The organism is Nostoc sp. ChiSLP03a (assembly GCF_034531215.2).
Taxonomy (GTDB): Bacteria; Cyanobacteriota; Cyanobacteriia; order Cyanobacteriales; family Nostocaceae; genus Nostoc.
The window spans coordinates 1-20,504 of record NZ_JAVRBQ020000190.1 but is presented as its reverse complement, the minus strand read 5'-3'; the positions used below and the strand labels follow the sequence as shown (position 1 = coordinate 20,504).

The following is a 20,504-nucleotide window of genomic DNA, read 5'->3' as shown; positions in this document are numbered from 1 at the left end:
GAAGACACTGTTTGTAGGCGTTTTTTCAGTTCCTCTTCGCTCTCGGCGATCGCAATTTTAAATGGGCGGCTCATGGTTCTGTTAACTTACCTAGTTTGCTTCTCCCCATTATATGCAGATTCATTTTTAATTGGTATTAATTGCCGATAGTGGAGATCCTTCACTTCGCACTATAGCAATCTTTTTTGTCCATCGTGGAAGCTCAGGAAAATTCCAGGTTATCTTTTTTCTATTTTAGGGTGAGAACCAATACTGCTTGGTTAACGCTAAAAAATAAAAATGTGTAGGTTGGGTTGAGAAACGAAACCCAACATTTCTAGAGTTTTGTTAGGTTTCACTTCGTTCAACCCAACCTACAAATCTTCAAAACTTTCTTAATTATGAATTACGTTAGCGTAGCGGGGCGTAGCGGGGCGTAGCCCATTACGAATTACGAATTGGTATTAGTATGCTTCATCGATAAAATCCTTAGCGTTGGTCACGTCGAAGAGTCTGTCCTTGAGAATAATCCGAGGAGGAATTTTCTTGCCAGCAAAATACTCTTCCATCGTGGTAAAAACAAGCGGGCCAAAACGCGGGTTCGACTCGACACTCACGCCAAGCTCACCACGGATAATCGCCTCAAGCGCGGCTTTCTGACCATCGATTGAACCGACCATTACATCCTTACCAGGCTTCATACCTGCGGATTTGAGAGCCTGGATTGCACCCAATGCCATTTCGTCGTTGTGAGCATACACTGCGGTAATATCGGTACCCTTCGCCTGGATGATGTTTTCCATGACCCGCACTGCCGCAGCTCGCGAAAAATCTGCCGTCTGCGTGGCGATGATTTTCATGTTGGGATAACTGGCGATCGCATTACGAAATCCCTTAGCCCGATCGATTGCAACCGATGAACCCGCTGTTCCTGTGAGTTCCACGATAGATGCCTTGCCATTGCTTGCCTTAGCCAGCCATTCACCAACGCGGCGGCCTTGGGTGATAAAATCCGACCCCAGAAAGCTGACGAAATGTTCGCCTGGTCTTCCTGCTGCTTCACGGTCGATGAGAAAAACCGGTATTTTTGCTGCTCTCGCTGCTTCGAGAGCAGGCGTAAGACCTTCATACTCACGTGGAGCAAGAAATATCACATCAACTTGTCGTGCGATTAGATCCTCAATGTCGGCAAATTGCTTCGATGTCTGTCCCTGAGCATCCGTCATCAGAAAATCATAAGTTTTCTGATGCTTGGCGGCCTCCTCCTTAATGCTGTTCGTTTCGGCAATGCGCCACGGCCCAATGTTCTCAGTTTGCGAAAATCCAACAATTTTTTTTGTTTTTTCGCGTATACAGCCAGACAGCGAGAAAGCCGAAACAATAATTACAACGTAGGCGCTAAATACCAATAACTTTGGCATATAAGCTCCGATATCTACAGCTCAAAAGCTTAAACTTAGTATAGTACATGTGTATGATGCGTAAATCCTAATTATTTTCTTAAATACTAGATTTATGGATTCTTCTCAAATTGAAACAGGTGCGCCTCTTTCTATAGAAATTGCTCAGATTGCTTCACCATCCCCAACACTCTCTCCTAACTCAACACTCAACCCTCGTATTCCTAAAGATGCTGTTCGCACCAGTTTGAGTGCTTCTACTATCGATGGTGTTTTCGCAGCACTTTTCTCTATTGGTACTGGCGCAATTTTGCTAGGTAATTTCTTGGTGGAGTTAGATGCCAGTCCAGTGGTATTTGGCATGGTGAGTTCTATCCCCATGTTGGTAAATCTCTTTCAGCCGATGGGTGCTTATTTGTCTGAACGCAGCACTAGCCGTTTTCGGTATTCGCTTCGCACTCATGGGATTGGTCGGCTACTATGGCTGATTTTAGTAATTGGCATTGTTAGCTTTAGTTGGGGAGGGCTTAATTCCAACCAATTAGTGATATTGTCGCTTTTGATTCTCGTATGCAGCCATTTTTTAGGAGGATTAGGAGCCGCATCTTGGTTGAGTTGGATGGCAATGTTAGTCCCACGGCAATTACGAGGTAGATATTTCGGGCTACGCAATAGCCTTGCTAACTTAACCGAGTTGGTCGGTTTGCCAATAGCTGGTCTCGCCGTATCACATTGGTACGGGGGAGCTATTCAAGGTTATGGGGTGGTTTTGTTCTTAGGCATTATCTTTGGAATTGTGAGCTTGGGGTGTCAGTATTTTCAGGTTGATATAAACCCTCAACTACAAAATACTTATTATGCTAACTCATCTCAAACCAGTGAGATTCAGTCGGACTTGGCACCAAATGAACCTGGTGAGATATCTGAACCAATCTCTCTGCCGCAAATGTCAACTCCTCAAAATCAGATAGATAGCAGCATTTGGAAAAACTCTAATTTTTTGGTGTTTCTACTTTATTTCGGCTCATGGACATTTGCTGTTAATCTAAGTGCCCCGTTTTTTAACCTCTACTTGCTAGACACACTGAACTTGGATGTGAGTTGGGTAACTTTCTACAACAGTCTGCGAGCAGGAGCACACATGCTAATGCTGATCGTCTGGGGTAGATTAGCAGATAAAATAGGCAATCGTCCGATTCTAATTTCTAATGGAATTCTCATTGCAGTCATACCTTGGCTGTGGCTGAAGATGGGTTCTAGTCCTCTCGATCTCTGGCTATGGTTGCCGCTGTTACACATTTTTATTGGAGCTAATTGGGGAGGAGTTGACTTGTGTAACAACAATCTTCAGATAGAGATTGCACCAGTGAAAAATCAGTCTATATATTTTGCGATCGCAGCAGCTGTTGCTGGGGCGAGTGGTGCTTTAGGAGCAACTATCGGTGGCTTCATCGCTCAATTTGCTGGGTCTTTTGGCATAGCAGAAGTATTTATTGTATCTGGTGTATTACGATTAGCTTCACTTGTGCCACTCATTGTTAAAAAAGACTTAGGTAGTTAGAATGAAATCTCTTTGTTGCGGATATGAACACAAAAAGTTGTACTCAACTTGGAGATTTATCCGCCTATAGGAAGAACTGCTAACTTATATCTTTACTTTACAGTAATAAAGATTTTTAACTTAGTGACTAAGTTAATGTCAGTAAAGCAGATTATAGAAATCTGTTATTACATAAATCTGACTTTATTCGTTTTTTTGTAATGCTTAAGGTAGACAGATCAAAAATCACCACCCAACAAGTTGAAGCTTTCGAGCGAGACGGCGTTATCTGCGTCAAAAATGTTTTGGATGACATCTGGGTAGAACGGATGCGAACAGCCGTTGACAAGAATGTATCAATCCCTGGCCCTTTAGAAGTTAAGGGCATTCCCAAATCAGATGGTCATGTGGAACATACCAGTAACTTATGGCTCACTGATGCTGATTTCCGTGCTTTGGCTTTTGAATCTCCGCTAGCAATGCTCGCTGCTCAGGTTTTGAAATCGAAAAAACTTAACTTTTTGGGTGACGGTTTTTTTGTTAAAAAGCCGAAAGCAGACAGCCGTGTAGGCTGGCATAACGACAAATCTTACTGGCCCATACAGGGCGAACAGTGTTGTAAAATTTGGCTGGCTTTAGATAGTGTCAACCAAGAGAATGGTAAATTAGAGTACATCAAAGCCTCTCATCTATGGGGCAAGGAGTTACGTGAAGGATCTGACCCCACGTGGTTTGTAGAGCCAGAGCCTCACGAAATTCTATCTTGGGATATGGAGCCTGGAGATTGCTTGGTTCATCATTTTTTGACAATTCATCATTCAGTAAGAAACACATCCTCTACACGACGACGCGCAGTGGTGATTAATTGGACTGGCGATGATGTTACTTACGATCGCCGCCCCAATGCTTGGCCTTTCAGACCTCTTGAAGAAATTGATATCCCAGAATTTCAGTCACTCAAAGTTAAAAAATCTGGGGAGCCATTAGACTGCGATATCTTTCCGAGAGTTGAACTGCATCGCTAGTCCGTAATTTAAAGATGGTTGCTGTTATTGTTAAGGATGCGATCGCTATACAAAATCTTATAGAGATTATCCTCAACTATGTAGCAGCCATAGCTGGGATTTATTTAGCTAAGTTTATCAAAATGTTAGGTGAGTACTAGGATGTAATTTTGTCAAGTTCGTCAAGAATATTGCTATCTATATCGATATCAAATTTCCGAGCAAAATGAGCAGATGATGCAAGCAAATTAGGCAAATCTTCCATTAGCAATATTTTGGGATGAGGGCCTCCAGTTGACCAATCAACATATCGCCGACAGTCATTTTTTAGTTTCAGGTGAGATGCATTACCAAGTATAGTTTGAATATACGCCTCCTCTGGATACTTGTGCTTACTGTAATGTAAGGTTACGGCATTTCTCTGTTTGTGGAAATCGATAATGTACTCAGCAGCTTTGCGATTGGCACAAAACCATTGACTTCCACTGAAACAAGCAAGTTCCTTTGAAAAAGGAAGAAAAACTTTCGTTAATAAAGGATGTTCTAAGCGTATTTCTATATTCAGTTGACCAAAGTATTTTTTTAAGTAATGAAAAGAAAACGACTTTGTACAGTATCGTTCATAAGAATTTTTTAGCCATACCATACCTTGTATTACATTATGTTTATAAATATCATATGTAATCTGCTCATGCTCAACATAAGCATCATATGGACTTGAGGCTAGCTCATCCAATATTTGCCTTGCAGTTTTGATAGGATAGTCTGCTGCACTAAGGTATACAAACCAATCCGGTGGATCTGGTATCTCGTACATTAGTTTAAGTGCCTGGATTGTAGCCTCTTCAACAGAAAAATCTGCCCACTTTGTTTGTATGTACGGGCGTACTAGTAAAACATTTTTTGATAGACTATCTATAGATAAATCACTTTTTGAAAAATCATGATGACACACAATTACAGGATGATTGAACATCTTATTTAATTGATTGATTAACCTGTAAATTTGCAGAGGTTTTGCGTGTGTTAATAAAAGAAAGCCTATTGTTGGGCTGGTGTTTTCGTACATTTGTTCAAGTTGTAAAGGTATTAATATTAAGTTGCCATTCCACGAGATTACTTTTGAGATAACTATGGAATGTGGTGATAAAATTACTTTAATACACTATTAGGCTATAATCTGGCAAGAGGAAGAAACTTTATGTTATTGAATAAACATTAAATCAACAATGATCAAACCTCTATTAGTTAATACCTACGATCCCAAGGGAGGGGCGGGAGCTGCTCGTGCTGCTTATTGGCTACATCAGGAACTACTGAGGTTAGAAATTGATTCTCAGATGCTAATTCAAGATAAAAGAATAGCTGACTCTACTCTGGTCAGTTTTCCCAATCAGGTAGCCGCAACAATCTGGAAAGCTCGTCCGCTTTTAAATGATTTACCACTAAATCTTTATAGAAATAGGCAACGTAACCCGACATTTTTCCGGCTGCAATGGCTCCCTAATACAGTTACATCGCAAATTGCTAGACTTAATCCAGACATCATTAACCTACATTGGATATGTGACGGATTTATCCCAATTGAAGCACTGGCAAAATTCAATAAGCCTATTGTTTGGACATTTCATGATATGTGGGCATTCACAGGTGGATGCTGCTATTCTTTAGGATGCAATCGCTATACAAAATCTTGTGGAAATTGCCCTCAACTCAATAGCAAGCAAAGCTGGGATTTATCTCGCTGGGTTTGGCAGCGTAAAATTAAAGCATGGCAAAATCTCAAGCTGACTATTGTCACTCCTAGTAATTGGCTTGCTGAATGTGCTAAATCCAGTTCACTATTTGAAAATAGCGACATCAGAGTTATTCCCAACGGATTAGATATCAACACTTATAAACCGACGGAACGTCAAATAGCCAGAAAGTTACTTAACCTTCCACAAAATAAGCAACTACTTCTATTTGGAGCCATTAATGGAACTAGCAATCCCAGAAAAGGATTTGAACTATTGCAATCAGCGTTGCAAAAACTCAGTCAGTCTGAGTGGAAAGATAAGATTGAATTAATTGTTTTTGGTTCATCCCAACCTCAAGAGGCTGTTGATTTAGGTTTTAAGGTACACTACTTAGGCAAAGTTGACGATCAGAATAAGCTCGCACTTCTCTACTCATCTGCGGATGTAATGATTGTGCCATCGATTGAGGATAATTTGCCACTGACTGCTTGTGAATCCCTGTCCTGCGGCACACCGGTGGTTTCTTTTGATTCAACAGGACTCAAAGATATAGTTGAACATCAAAAAAATGGATATCGAGCGCAATGTTTTAGTTGTGATGACTTAGCAAATGGTATTATCTGGGTAATAGAAGACAAAGAACGGCATCAAAAACTTGGCGCGAGCGCTCGTGAAAAAGCCGAACAAGAGTATCCGAGCGAGCTACAAGCATATCGTTACTTATCCCTCTTTGAGGAAATGGTTACGCATTAATTTAACAACCACTGACTAGGAATTAAAAACCTTTTAAAAGCGTTTGCCCTACAGTCATTTAGCTATCCTACGGCGGGCGTTGGCAAAGCGATCGCAATTTTAACCTGCTCTTAATTGGCGATCGCTCTCCTACCCACTACAAGCAGAAAAATTTCTACCGAGAAATTCACGAGCAATTCTGCAACACTTTTTGATTACTGCCCAAGGTTTCATTGATAGCTGTGATTAATAACTCATCTAAAGGAATTCCGGCTGCTTTCGCCATAGAGGAAATCACACTTTTAGGGGCAAAAGAACAATACAACCCGGCTTCTAAGAACCAAGGTTCTCCCTCTGGGTCGATGCGGAAGTCAAATAAACTGTAGTGGCGACAACCCAAAGCCTGATGACATTTCTTAGCTACTTGCTGAACCTTTTGGGTAATTGGATCGTTAGGGTCTACAATCCAAGACTTTTTATTATCTTTAGCAGCAAAACCCAAGTTGCCATCGTCCGTTTGTTTGAGTTTTTCAGCATGGTTGCGGATGGGTTTGGAATGGGGGTCTAACAGATACTCTTCAAGAGGTAAATCCACTAGTTCCCCATCTCTGACAATAATGCCACATCTGACTTCTCGACCGAGTTCAATAAATTCTTCTACGATCGCCTCATCTGAATATTCAAATGCTTTCTTCAGGGCAGCATCATAGTCGGTAGCTTCTTTGACTAAATCCATCCCTAAAGAGTTATCGGAACTTACGGGTTTAACGATCGCAGGAGGTTTAATTGTCGGCGTCTCTCCTTGGCGAAGCAATTCTCCACGAGGCACTTTTACCCCTGCGGCTTCAACAATTGCTTTAGTTCTGCCTTTGTGCGCCGTTATTGCCATGATATCTGGAGTATTGCCGATGTAAGGGATCTTCAGCAAGTCGAATAAAGCGCGGTATTCAGTCATTCCAGGGATACAAAACATTTGTGGTAACACGAGGTCAATGTTTTGTGCTGTTAGAAACTGTATAGCATCAGCCAGAGTCATCGGTTTGGTGTCAGCAATATCTTCAGGGCTGAGTGAGGCAGGAAATCGCCATTGGCGATCGGGTGTGATGTATGCAATTTGAAAATCATATTGCGATCGCTCTGCCATTGCTGCGAGACAGTCTTGGGCATAAAGGCGTGACAAATCACAGTAAAAATTATTGTATGCAGACCCAACTAAATGAAGAATACGAAGTACTGGCATAATTTATCTTCCTATGTATTGTGAGAATTTATATAGCGGTTCTCAGTTGAGTGGGTTATAAGAACCCCACCCCCAACCCCCTCCCCGCAAGCGAAAAGGGGGCTATGATATAGTTAATTCTTCTTTACAGCTATTTTCAGGTAAATAGACCACGCGGTAGGGGCACAGGATTGCTGATATGTGTCAACTTCAGCTGGAAATAGCTTATCTGTTGGCTTACATCCCCGCCCGAAAATAAATAAATTTTCCGGCTTTTAGTTTAAGTCTACTGAAGTAGACTGGAGATTTTTGGCGATATTTAGTCATCTTCAGATGACTTGAGCTATGAGGCGAGAATTTCAATTCCCGACGGACAAGCGGTTTGGCGTTAAGTTGACACTAATGAGCAATGCTGTGCCCTGACAACAGATGTGGTTCAAATACATGAAAACTGCTGTAATTACGAATTACGAATGATTTAATCGCCACCTAATTCCACCAGTTTGCCAATGTTGAAGTCTATTTTTACCCAGCCTTTGAGTTGTTGCAGATTCTTCAGTAACAATAAAGGAATCTGCCAATGATGCAAAGTCAAAAATGGTATAGGGTCATCAAGACTGTAAATAGCATCAGTGCCCCGCACTAAAGTATTAACCGATGTTTGCAATTGTTTCCAAGAACGGATACCAGTTAGTCGCCAGATTTCGTGATAGAGGAAGTAAGTCGGCTTGCTACTTGCTAAAGGTTCCAGAGGTGCAGCTAGGGGAGTTTTACCAAGATAGGCATCTGCAACACCGGGGTGATTGTAGAACATTGTAATTGCCGAATGGGTACGAGGATTGCATTCAATGGCGTAAACAGTACCGTCTTGGGCTTGGATAAAGTCAAAAGAAACTTGTCCAGTCAGTGCCAAACTCTTGACGAAGTGTTGCACCCATTGACGAATTTGGGGGTTTTCGACGTTTTCATAGTTGATTTGAAAGGCAGAAGAGTTTGAACAGCAATGCAATCTTAATTCCCCATCGCGCACTGTACTATGTGTGCATAATTCCTTACCAGGAATAAACTCTTGCATAATCCAAGGTTTTTCAGGACTGATGGGTAAACTGTTGACAAAAGCTGCTGTCTCTTCTGCGGTGTCGCAGGGAAGTTTGGTTAAATTTAAGCGGCGAACCGAGTCGTAATCAATACTTTTAAGAATATATTTGCGGGTTTCTTGACTAAAATCGAAATTGATAACTTGTTGAGGATCTGTGATTTTAAACGATTTGGGGACAGATAAGCCAAGCGATCGCGCCCGATCGGTAAAGGCAAATTTATCATCCAACATTTTGGTTATATCTGGATCGAAGTGGAAAACTTCGCAGTATTCTGATAATACAGGCTTTGCTAAAGAGTCATAATAGCTAGCGACAGGACTGCATACAGGTACGTAAACGTCAACCTTTTCTTGCTTAACGATTTCTACTAGCGCCTGGATATAGCCTTCTGGGTCTGATTGCGGAGCCGAAACTGTATAAAAACGACTTACCGCTTTTGAAAATCTATGACCAGACAACCAGTATTTGTGACCTTCAATCAAAATAACTCTGTGTCCTGCGGCATGGAAAGAGCGGGCAAGTTGCAATGCTTTAGTCATCTTGGCTCCACTTACCAAGATAGTCTGGGGATGAGCAGCTACGACAGCTTTTTTCGGAAACGGCGAACGCACAATGCCCCACAGCCAAGATATCAATACTATCAAAGCATTGAACGGCAAGGCTATTAGTAATAATGTCAGAGTACCGAGAGTTTTAAATAGAGCTACTACCTTAACCTTAACACCTGTTGATGACGTTGGAGATTCAGGCAGAGATAAAGAAATTGATTGTGCCATAAGTCTTTCCTTTGTGTTTATTGTAGAGACGTTGCATTGCAACATCTCTACAAACTTTGTTACACCACGCGTCTAATTAGCGTTATCCCATCTCGGATGGGTAATAGAACTTGTTCTACACGAGGATCGGCGGCGACAACGCGGTTGAACTGAGCGATCGCTTCACCGTTGGCGGTGCGTTGTTCGGGTGGTAGGTAAACTTGTCCCTGCAACAAAGTGTTATCCACACAGATTAAACCGTCGGGAGTCAGTAAGTTACTATCCAAAATGATCTGGAAGTAATCTACGTACTCTTTTTTATCGGCATCAATGAAGATCAGATCGAATACTTCTTTTTTAGCAGCCAGCTTGTGGAGTGTTTCTAGAGCAGGTGCTACTTCCACAACGATTTTGTCGCCGTGGGGAGACTCACTAAAGCAAGCCTGAGCAAATTCAGCAACATAAGGATCTACTTCGCAACCGATAAGTTGCCCATCACTTGGTAATGCTTCTGCCATTGCTAAAGCTGAATACCCTGTGAACATTCCTACTTCTAAAATCCGCTTTGCTTTGGTGATATGAACAAACATTTTCAATGTCTGTCCTTCCAGATGTCCTGAGAGCATTTCTTGCTCTAGTTGACGCACTGTTTCACCATCACTGAAGCGTTTGCTCCAGTCTTCAATGCTTGTTTTTTGCGCTAATGCTGTTAATGCGCTCGATTCCGGGGTGGTGTAATCATCCAAGTAGGGATCTAAACCCGCCGCTAATTGAACTCCCTGCCGTAAAGAATCTAATATCTCTACGGGAATGTTCTTCTCTTGGGCTAATTTGAGGGTTTGCTGTAGCTGGGCTACTAAGATGCTATGTGGCGTTATCGGTCTAGCTGTTTCTCGCCCTAAAACACTCGTCACGTCGCTTCGCTCCGAATTCAAAATTCAAAATTCAAAATTCAAAATTAATGATTGATCCCCGTAAATAAATTTAGGGGCTTGTATCATGAGTCGTTTTCGGTCATATCTTTACACCCCTACTAGCTTGCCTTTTTGACTTTCAATGTATGCGTCAACCCCTTCTCCGCCACGAGGGTATTTAGCACAAAGACGTTTGTGTTCAGCTAGGGCAGCATCAAGTTCTTCACGAGTCAGATCGTTGGCAAAGAAGCACTCACCAATCGGACGAGGCATAGCTGCGCGTTGTTTGCCATCTCGTGTCAAGCTTATAGACTGAGTAGCATACCAGAGCAAATCCCCATCTAAAAGAGGATGATCGAGTGATAAACCGATACGACTCATCAAATCTAGGATGCGATCGCGCTCTCCTGTGGAGATATAGCCGCGTTGTGCTGCAATGGTTGCAGACAAAGCCATATCTATATTGACCGCATGACCATGATATAGAGGTATCTGAGGTGCTAATTCTAGGGTAGGACTCCAAGTGTGACCGTAGGCAATGACGCGATCGAGGTCTATTTCATGCAAGTTAGGAGTCTCTAACTCCAACATAGTTTTGATTGCCTCATAGTTAACTTTATGGGCAATCTCTTTAATTTCCGGTGTTGCATTCACATGTCCAAAGTGAGTGGAAAGCAGTTCTTCGCCATATTTGTATAGCAGTTCAAAGACTTCCAAGTTAGAAACTACCGCAATTTTCACCAACTCTGCCATCCCATTGCGAACTTGAGCAGTTGGCAAGGTTTTTAAGAATGAGAAATCCAGAATTACTTTCAAAGGTGCATGATATGCTCCCAAGCGATTTTTTTCCTTACGATGATTAACTGCAACCTTAATCGCCACACCTGCATCAATTAAACCAATCAACGTGGTAGGAATGCGGATATAGTTGCTCTTGCGACGGTAAGCAGCACAAGCAAATCCAGCCACATCAGTAACTAGACCACCACCGACAACTAAAACTGGTTCTTTACGAACTAAGCCGAAGTTCGAAAAAGCGTCAACAATTTTTTCAAAGGTTGCCAGGGTTTTAGCCGGTTCTGTAATGATGATCGGAAATACTGTCAGTTCAATGTCATAGTGTCTAAAATATGACTTGATTTGATCGCCATAAAGTTCATGAACATTGGCATCAATTACAATCAGACAGCGACCAAATTTAGCGTAGCTATCTGCAATTTCTCGGTTTTCAATATTAAATGCACCGTTCACATAGACAAGACTAAAATCGATTTTTTCGTAACCTTGCACGTGAAACGCAGTTTCGGTAGCTTCAAATGATGCTTGAACTTTATTCATTGTGTTGCCCTTATTCCAATTAAAAAGTTGTGAGATTTCGGTAATAATTGTGATTTACCCTAATGTATGCCAGCAAACAATTATGCTTTTTACCTTTTCAGATAAAAGACAGGACAAAATTAGCTTTTAAGAAAAAGCTAACGTTTATTACCGACTGGTAATGTTTTTAAACAACACCATTCATTTGAGTAAATTCTGTAGATGGGTTAACCTTTAATTCGGCATAACCTCAAACAAGTCAACTAGCCTCACTAGCAGTATAGTTGCACAATACTTGCCTGCTTATTCTGTGGTTTGTTGACTTTAAATTTGGGAAATTCATCTGAATTCAGATTTATTCCGCTACATGTAAATATAGTGGCTTTCCAACTGTACGATTCTGCAAAAACTCTAGCCTAGACAACTTATTGTACCGTTGCTCTCCAAGCTTAAATTTGAGATTAGAACCCTGATTAATCTTTATTTCGCTGTTTATTAGCATTCGTCTCAAACCTTATATTACTAAACTCGCTACATTCTGTTTGTTTCAGAATAACAGTGGAATTTTAGGAAGTTCACCTGAATTTTTATTAACTCCACTATATTTTTCTCTAGCAACTTGCCGATCGTTAAACTTTGCAAAACTCTGATCTCAGTAAACTACTCATATTGTTTATCATTGTCTATCTCTAGGCTGACATTTGATATTACAGAAATGATTAATCCTCATCTCGCTGTTTTTTTTCATTAGTTTCAAACCATAAAATGGCTAAAAACAAGGATGATTCACTGCATTCTATTCAAAATATCAGTAAAACACCTCTTTTACTAGGTAAATTTACTGCTCGGTAATTAACCTACATCAGCAACTCCTGAAAATTCAGAATTTAAATATATTTAAGTTCCTAGTAACAAAAGTTTAACTTTTTTAAGGAATCTTTGTGTATTTTATGGGTTTCTAAGTTTGCTTAAATTGCCTTCTTAGAGCTAAATTAAGGCTTTTCAGCTTAAACCAGCAAGTAATTTACTAGTTGGTAACTGAAAACTTCAACACAAATCATAACATTACAGTAATACAAATCATAACATCTGTAAATATATTTAAGTCAATCCACCATGCGAAGTGTACTGAATAACCAAATATTTCAAAAAATATGTCTCAATATAGATACTTTAAACAACAAGATATTATATATGGCTATATCTAATATCGTGTTCGACTAAAGACTTCTCATTTAGATTGCAGTTCTTGCTGGGGGAAAGAGGCTTTTGGGATTTTTGCACAGATGCGGTAATTATAAGTAATTAACTAGACTTGATATGACAGACATCTGGTAAATTTACAGGTATTTTCAGGTAAATAGACCACGCGGTAGGGACGCAAGGCCTTGCACCCCTACGACAGGTGTGGTTCAAATACATGATTTCTGCTGTAATTATGGGTTATGTTGCTTGAAATCCGTCGCTTTTGTTGGTTATAGATGCACGTACATAGAATGTTTCACTTTTGCAGGCAGATTCACGGGTAAAAGCTCGCAATTTACCGAATGAACTCAACAGTACACTAATTCACATAGATAGTAAAATATTGCCACGATATGCGATCGCAAGTAGCGTAGTCTAAGACATTGTGGAACACACGCTGTTATCATATCTGCGTTCAAAAATGACAATGTTACTGTCGTGCTAGATAGCTGTCAAAGGAGGGAATGAGTGAGTACGATCGCTTAGTAACTTTACAATAAAAAGTTAAGTATTTATAAATATTGGGATTGAGTTCATAATTAAAAAACAACCTATACATAAATAACTCTTAACCCAAGCGTATTGAGTTATGGATTTTAAAGAGTTGTTCAAGGGTCATGCTTGAGTATTTCTCGCAGAAAAAATCTATTTAAATTGCTGTTTATAAAAGCTTAAGATTTATTAACTTAGTTTAAAAAATCTTGGTATTGACTTCAGAATGTTAAGAGCGATCGCTTTGTAAAGGTTAATTGATATTAGTTGTCAAATTGCTGGTGAAGTTAGAAACTAAAGAAATACAACACACGCAATTATTTTATGACTGCTATTTCTAACATTGAATTCAAACGACCAATTTGGCAAACCGCGATCGTATTGACCTTGGGCTTTTGGCTCAGTGCTAGTCTAGTTTTAGATTGGGTAATTATGCCTAGTCTTTATCTTTCTGGGATGATGAGTCAAGCTGGTTTTACAACAGCAGGCTATGCGATTTTTTGGAACTTCAATCGGATGGAATTATTATCAGCTGCTGTAGTGCTGACTGGGGCACTAGCTTTGAGCAAAACCCGATATCACTGGAGTATTGGCAGTATTGTTTTATCTGTACTGCTGTTGACTATCGCTGTGCTTGACACTTATTTCTTAACTCCGCAGATGTGCGCTATAGGAGTTCAACTCAACTTATTTGAAGCTGCTGCTGCTATTCCATCGACAATGAATTTACTACACGGTAGTTATTGGCTGCTGGAACTAGTGAAGCTGATAGCTGGTGGTACACTTTTAAGCTGGTGCTGGCGGGAGCAATTTTAAGTAGATGGAGAAAGTATAACGGTGAGAATGTCCACTTATAAATCTCACTCTGAAGACGCAAAGAAATTCTTTGCGTCTTTTTGCTACATATATCTTATGGGTTGATGAATGTTATGTTTGCGACAGGCTACGCCTAAGCGTACAATTTTGTATTTATATTTGTGATTTTTAAAACTTAAGATTTTTCGGTTAAATTGCTACCATAAAATAATTCAGTTTTTTCTAAGTGTAATTCAATAAGCAAACATATAATTATCTTTTACTATGCATTTTCAGCTTTCCCGGACATTTTAACAAATAAATATTTATAACAATTATCTGGAAGATGATATCAATTAGTTTTCATGTTTACTTTACTGATTTATTATGAAGTTTATATATTCCTGCTAATTTTTTTTGAAAATTATAGTAATCTAAGTTTTAGTTAGTATGTTACTTGTTATCTACCATCTAGCTGAAAACAGCTATTTTGCAAGGTATCTACTACTAATCAAGAATTTCCCTGTAAGTTCTTGAATTTGCCACACCGATTTGTGCAGAGTGATTATTTAGGTTCACACAACATTAAAACCCGTTTCCAGTACTTATGAAGAGATTCCCTTATGCTGATTTAGTCGCCTGCGCATCTCACCACATACTATCATGGCGGCAATTATCAGCAAACTCATTCTTGGGCGGAGGTTTACCATTATTGTTGTGCAAGCGATAATTTTGCCGAATCCCAAGACTAAGAGTTGCTCTACAATCACAAACTTAAGTAAGAGATTGAACTTTTGGAATGCTTAGTTTTGAATAATACTTTTTTGATTGTAAAGTTACCCTCAAGAATAAACTTCTTGAAAAAGTACCCAGCGACTTTTGTCACGGATATAAAAACATACTTCGTCAGCGCGGAATTAATGCTTATAAGTCTTGATGGAGAAACATTTACGTTTACATTACAGTAGATTTTGGTCGCTCCAGATTTGAGGATAAGGGACAAAAAACTTTTGCAAGAGAATTCAAGTATCTATAATTTTAGGCTGCAAAATACGGATAACAATGATACTTTTGTGACTGATGGGCGAGAGCCAATGGTCTTTGTGTGGCACTTGAGTTACTGTTAGATTGGCTAGATTAGCTAAAGATACAGAAAACCAATCTAATTTTTGAAATACTATATCCTGACAATTAGTCGGGCAATTTTGCTATTGGTCAGTAGCATTAATTGGTTTAGTTGTAAGTTGTGGATTATAGCTTAACAGAGATTGGTGAATTAAGAGTAGGGGGGTGTGGAATCTCTGTACTAACTCAAATATGACCGCTATATTTATCTGAATAGTGCTTTCAACAAAGTCACGTGAATTCCGAAAACGTAATTCACTAATTTTGCCTGCAAATGTTAATTTTATTTCAGAGCGATCGCAATGAAGATACTTCCGATTAGTAGATACAGATTTTTTCAAAAGCTCCAGCCCCTACCTTTGTTAAAAAAAATCACTGGTAAGTCAGTTACTGGTTGTTTACAAGTGTTTAGCACATCAGGCTCTTGGTCAATATATGTAGATGAGGGAAAACTAATTTATGCTAGCTACTCAGAGAAAATGTTTGAGCCGCTTTACAGAAATTTGCAACGTTTGAGTCAGCAAATTTCTACTCTCCCTGATGGAATCAAAGATCAGTTGCAGGCGATATTTGAAACTGGTATTGAAAATCAAGCAATACCAAACCCCGATTATCTAGCTATTTGTTGGTTAGTCAATCAGAAATATATCAGTTCTTCTCAAGCAGCAATGCTGATAGAGCAATTGGCGCTAGAAGTTCTAGAGTCATTTCTGAATTTAGAGGAAGGAAGTTATGAATTTATTCCTGAGAGTTTTCTGGATGATATGCCAAAGTTTTGTCATCTAAATGTTCGTTTATTAGTTGAACGATGCTTAACGCCCCAAAATGAAACGGTTTATCGTCAAACATCATCAAGTTATCAATCACATACCTCACAATTTTTCCAAATAAATGAACTACAATCTAAAGCCAAAACTACGCCAAAATTGCCTAAAATACACAGCTTTAAACCAGCAGCCTACTCGATTAATACTAATGAACACAGAAGTCAGCAAATCATCCAACCGCCTGCTGACAGAAAAATCTACACAATCTTGTGTATTGATGACAATCCTACGGTATTGAATGCTATTAAAAGTTATTTAGATGAGCAAACCTTTTCTGTTATCGGAGTCACTGATTCTTTAAAGGCTCTAATGCAGATTATCCGTATAAAACCAGACATAATTTTGTTGGATATATCAATGCCTAATCTTGATGGATATGAACTCTGCTCTTTGCTGCGTAAACACTCATATTTTAAAAATACACCTGTGATTATGGTGTCAGAAAAAGTAGGATTTCTAGATAGAGCTAAAGCTAAGATGGTGAGAGCATCAGGCTATTTAACTAAGCCGTTTAAACAAGGAGATTTACTAAAAGTTATTTTTCAACATATTGTTTAATTTACTAATATAGCAAATCACTCTATTTAAACAGCCTATTATTTTAGATTGGGTAATATCATATCCGCCTAATTAATTATGATTCGTGTATCTGTGCAAAAACCAGGAAATCCTCTTTCACCCAGCAAGAACTGCGGTTTTAATGATAAGTCTTTAACCAAACACGATATAACAGATTTAGCTTGTGTACCTCGCCACAATTGAAATCTGCTACACAAGTTGTTAACAGTGACAAATAATCAGTTAATCTATATATTTTTTTAAATTGGTATTAGTTACAAGCCCGAATCGAAAAGTCGGTGGAATTATTTTTCCTGAAATGTCCAGACTCCTTCATCCCAATCTGATTCTGTTGGGGGTGATTGTAACCAATGCTGACAACGCAGCAGATGCAACATAGCAGCTTTGTCCTGGCTGTCTGCTGCCAAAACTAGGGCAAATTCAGCTCTAGCACGGTTAAAATCGCGTTTGAGGTAATATTCGCGTCCTTTGTGATAATGCTCAATCACTTGCAATTTTTCGCTTTCAATTGGATTGGAACGCAAACCCAGTAATTCGTATATGGCTACTGGTTCGTTTCTACCCTTAACACGTATATAATCTAGTTCCCTAGCCCAAATATTATCTTGGCAAGGTTTAAAAGTGTTATGGCTAATAATAATATCACAACCGTACTGTTTACTAACACTTTCTAATCGGGAGCCAAGATTAACGCCATCACCAATGGCAGTAAATTCCATCCGTTTGCTAGAGCCAATATTCCCACTAATCACGGTATCTGAGTTGATGCCAATACCGATTTTAATTCTGGGCTTATTATCTATATGGCGACGTTGATTAAATTCGTGCAAGCGATCGCGCATTTCTAAGGATGTTTGTACTGCCATCCAAGCATGTTCTTCTAATGGTAGAGGAGAACCAAATACAGCCATGATGGCATCGCCGATATATTTGTCAAGAGTGCCTTTATGTTTAAAAACTGCCTCCACCATTGATTCAAAATATTCATTGAGCATACTCACCACTTCTTCTGCTTCCAAGTTTTCTGTTAATGTGGTGTAACCGCGAATATCGGAAAATAAAATCGAAACTTCTTTGCGATCGCCTCCGAGTTTAGCGTCATCTAATTTCAGCAATTCTTCGGCTAATTCCTGGGTCATGTAGCGGTACATTGTACTCTTAAGCCGCTTTTCATCACTGATGTCTTCCATCACTACCAGCGCCCCCCGAACTTGCTCTTGGTCGCTAGCATCGGCTATTGTGTTAATCGATAAATTGATACTATGTTGTTCTGTACCAGTGGTGATAAGTGTGCGATCCGGGTAATATTGCTGACGACCTTTTAAGTCAACTGCATGTAAAGCATCCTGATACCACTTGCTAAAGTCGCCTTCTTTGATGCCGATCGCGTCAGTAACTAATTTACCTTCTAAACGGTCATCTACTCCCAGCCCTAGCAAACGTTGGGCGCTTTCATTGGCGGCGATAATTAACCCAGTTTTATCAGTGGAAACCACGCCATTGGAAAGACTACGCAGAATATCCCGTTGCATTTGTTCTTGTTGCTTGACTGTGGCAAATAACTGAGCATTTTGCAGCGCGACTCCCGCTTGAATATTAAAAGCTTCCATGAACTCTTCATCGTTGCGGTCAAAGCTAGCTTGGAAGCAGTCGGGAGCTTTGGGCCAATCAGCTGGATTATAAGGGGGAAAATCCCCAGATTTCTTTTTATTTACGAGTTGGGTAACACCAATCAGTTGTTGATCGGCATTAAATACTGGCATACAAAGCAAGCTACAGGTGCGATAGCCATTTTGCTGGTCTAGTTTTTGGGCTGTCTCTGAGTCAGGATCGTAGTACAAATCAAAGCCAATATTCAACTTCTTACCAGAAGCCGCTACTATCCCAGCAAAGCCTTTACCTACAGGGACTCGTAACTCTTTGGTTGAACCATCATCCTGAGTGATTTTTGTCCACAATTCATCACGATCGCGGTCTATTAACCATAGTGTACTGCGATCGGCATTCATCAGTTCCTTGGCTTCATCCATCACCCGCTTCAGGGTGTCTTCTAAATCAAGACTGCTTTGAGAAAGTGACTTGATTGCCTTCATTAGCGCCGCTACTGCTCTTTGTTTTTGAGTAGCTACATAAAAAGAGCGCGAGGACTCTAAAATCAGACAAATCGAAGGAGCAAATTCTTGAAATAATTGTTCGTCAGCACGGGTAAAACCTTTGGTATCAATGCGCTCTGCAAGTGGAGCATCATAATGATTCTTAGATTTTAATTTATTCAGTAATTGCACTACTGCAACTAATTGCCCATGTTCATTTAAGAGTGGCAAAGCTAGCATGGTGTAGGTGCGATAGCCAGTTCTCTTTTCTTGTTCTTGGGCAAAATGCGATCGCGGATCGTTATAAAAATCAAAGGGAATATTGATAACTTTTTTGAAAGTGGCGACTTCACCACCAATGCCTTTATTTGCGGGGATGCGAATTTCTAAAGAGCGACCGCCCTCGCCCTCAGCTAGAATTGACCAAAGTTCTTGTTTTTCTTCATCCAATAAAAATATTGTCGTTCGGTCTGCCCCTAATAATTCTCCGGTTTTCAAGGTAATCGAATGCAACATTTCTTGCAGAATGGTTTCAAACCCATGAGAATCCAGCATTGATAGGGTTTGATGGACAATCTGTAATTTTTGCTCGACATCCTTAACGACCTGTTTAAAAGTATCTTGAGTCAGGGGAGCAAGAAACGTAGAAAAAGTTCCTTGTCTTGTGGCAAGAGCACCCACAGGAGCAGAATTTGCTGTTAATTCGAGGTTTTCTTGGTTGTTACCACCAATAATTAAATCGGTGGTTTCCCCATAACTTCCTTGATACGCTGGCATAACTGGTATTTTATCTAACAGAATGAGGTTTTAGATTTAACAATGAGATTAAATTTATGTAAGTGGTGTTAAAAGCAACAATTGCTTGACATTATCCATAGTTTAATCGCTTGTTTAGCCAGCGTCATCCTGTGAATAAACGCTCAAGTTGATTACCAACAAGCATGGCTTGACCAAAACCCTTTCCCATCGCGATCAATAGGGGGTTAGACCCCTCATATAAACGAGAAAACAATATTTTCCACAGGCGAGAGATTGTTAGTGTAGCCTCATAATATTTTCCAGAAACAGACTAATGAGCATTGCTGTATCCGTAAGATATAATCAATTTAGCTGAAAATTGCTGCGGCTTTTAAGTAATTATACGCAAGATTTTTTAGATCGAGTGCGATCGCTTCCTGTCGCAGATATATGGGCCTGAAAAAGAAAGTGCTGAGTAAAAAATACTAGTACAGGTCGGCGGTAATAAACCACTCTATTTGTCTGTTATGATGCCTGTGTTTGACTACCAGAGCAAACACATCTTATTTCCTAATAAAAACTAAACATATAAAAGCACATTTTTGCATCGATGTTTTTGGTTTAGTCACTCCCTTGTTTACATAAAATCATTCAGAATCAGTACTCGAAAAAGGATTTGTACAATAGAAAGAATAAGGATTATCATAATCCCGATAGTGAGGTACTGTAAACTTATTATTATCTTCAGAAGCTTTTATTCGGCAATATGGTTCTAATACCAAATTAATATGAAGCTGCATAGAATAGAGCTTCCAAGATAAAGTTATAAGAAGAGACAGAAATTACCTGCTCAAATGTGAGTTGGTCGAAGATTTCTTGGATGCGCTCGCGTAAAGCTTGTAAAGAAGAGA

The 20,504-nt window shown here is 39.7% G+C and carries 13 protein-coding genes; 6 read left to right on the top strand and 7 right to left on the bottom strand.

Annotated features, from left to right (window positions below; all coding sequences use genetic code 11):
- Positions 1-443: 443 nt before the first annotated feature.
- Positions 444-1,400, bottom strand: a complete 957-nt coding sequence (locus tag RMY32_RS31795; RefSeq protein ID WP_322713446.1) for an ABC transporter substrate-binding protein — start codon at positions 1,398-1,400, stop codon at positions 444-446.
- 94 nt (positions 1,401-1,494) lie between these two features.
- Here RMY32_RS31795 and RMY32_RS31790 point away from each other — a divergent pair, with 94 nt between their 5' ends.
- The 3 genes from RMY32_RS31790 (at position 1,495) to RMY32_RS31780 (ending at position 4,084) form a co-directional block, all read left to right on the top strand.
- Positions 1,495-2,940 carry an MFS transporter gene (locus RMY32_RS31790; protein WP_322713445.1) on the top strand — a complete coding sequence of 482 codons (1,446 nt, stop codon included), beginning with the start codon at positions 1,495-1,497 and terminating at the stop codon, positions 2,938-2,940.
- A gap of 200 nt (positions 2,941-3,140) precedes the next feature.
- Positions 3,141-3,944, top strand: a complete 804-nt coding sequence (locus RMY32_RS31785) for a phytanoyl-CoA dioxygenase family protein (RefSeq protein ID WP_322713444.1) — start codon at positions 3,141-3,143, stop codon at positions 3,942-3,944.
- Between the two features lie 14 nt (positions 3,945-3,958).
- Positions 3,959-4,084: a hypothetical protein gene (locus RMY32_RS31780; protein WP_322713443.1), complete on the top strand. Its 126-nt coding sequence runs from the start codon at positions 3,959-3,961 to the stop codon at positions 4,082-4,084.
- On the opposite strand, the gene RMY32_RS31775 is transcribed toward RMY32_RS31780, so the two are convergent.
- Positions 4,081-4,992, bottom strand: coding sequence for a beta-1,6-N-acetylglucosaminyltransferase (locus RMY32_RS31775; RefSeq protein ID WP_322713442.1), 912 nt, complete (start codon positions 4,990-4,992; stop codon positions 4,081-4,083). The two genes, RMY32_RS31780 and RMY32_RS31775, sit on opposite strands and share 4 nt — an antisense overlap.
- 160 nt (positions 4,993-5,152) lie before the next feature.
- Here RMY32_RS31775 and RMY32_RS31770 point away from each other — a divergent pair, with 160 nt between their 5' ends.
- Positions 5,153-6,415, top strand: a complete 1,263-nt coding sequence (locus RMY32_RS31770; RefSeq protein ID WP_322713441.1) for a glycosyltransferase family 4 protein — start codon at positions 5,153-5,155, stop codon at positions 6,413-6,415.
- A 166-nt stretch (positions 6,416-6,581) separates the two neighbouring features.
- Here the strand turns inward: RMY32_RS31770 and RMY32_RS31765 are convergent, their stop codons facing one another.
- The 4 genes from RMY32_RS31765 to RMY32_RS31750 form a co-directional block, all read right to left on the bottom strand.
- Complete coding sequence (locus RMY32_RS31765) at positions 6,582-7,634, bottom strand: D-alanine--D-alanine ligase (RefSeq protein WP_322713440.1); 1,053 nt, start codon at positions 7,632-7,634, stop codon at positions 6,582-6,584.
- Positions 7,635-8,091: 457 nt separating this feature from the next.
- Complete coding sequence (locus RMY32_RS31760; RefSeq protein ID WP_322713439.1) at positions 8,092-9,489, bottom strand: ATP-grasp domain-containing protein; 1,398 nt, start codon at positions 9,487-9,489, stop codon at positions 8,092-8,094.
- A 59-nt stretch (positions 9,490-9,548) separates the two neighbouring features.
- Positions 9,549-10,382, bottom strand: a complete 834-nt coding sequence (locus RMY32_RS31755; RefSeq protein ID WP_322713438.1) for an O-methyltransferase — start codon at positions 10,380-10,382, stop codon at positions 9,549-9,551.
- Positions 10,383-10,490: 108 nt separating this feature from the next.
- The gene (locus RMY32_RS31750; protein ID WP_322713437.1) at positions 10,491-11,720 is read right to left on the bottom strand and encodes a sedoheptulose 7-phosphate cyclase; all 1,230 of its coding nucleotides are present in this window, start codon (positions 11,718-11,720) and stop codon (positions 10,491-10,493) included.
- 2,040 nt (positions 11,721-13,760) lie between these two features.
- Here RMY32_RS31750 and RMY32_RS31745 point away from each other — a divergent pair.
- On the top strand, positions 13,761-14,252 hold the full coding sequence (locus RMY32_RS31745) for a hypothetical protein (protein WP_322713436.1): 492 nt from the start codon (positions 13,761-13,763) through the stop codon (positions 14,250-14,252).
- A 1,406-nt stretch (positions 14,253-15,658) separates the two neighbouring features.
- Positions 15,659-16,741, top strand: a complete 1,083-nt coding sequence (locus RMY32_RS31740; RefSeq protein ID WP_322713435.1) for a response regulator — start codon at positions 15,659-15,661, stop codon at positions 16,739-16,741.
- Between the two features lie 305 nt (positions 16,742-17,046).
- Here RMY32_RS31740 and RMY32_RS31735 read toward each other — a convergent pair whose 3' ends face one another.
- Positions 17,047-19,632 (bottom strand): GAF domain-containing protein, encoded by a 2,586-nt coding sequence (locus tag RMY32_RS31735; RefSeq protein WP_322713433.1) that lies wholly within the window; start codon positions 19,630-19,632, stop codon positions 17,047-17,049.
- Between the last annotated feature and the right edge of the window lie 872 nt (positions 19,633-20,504).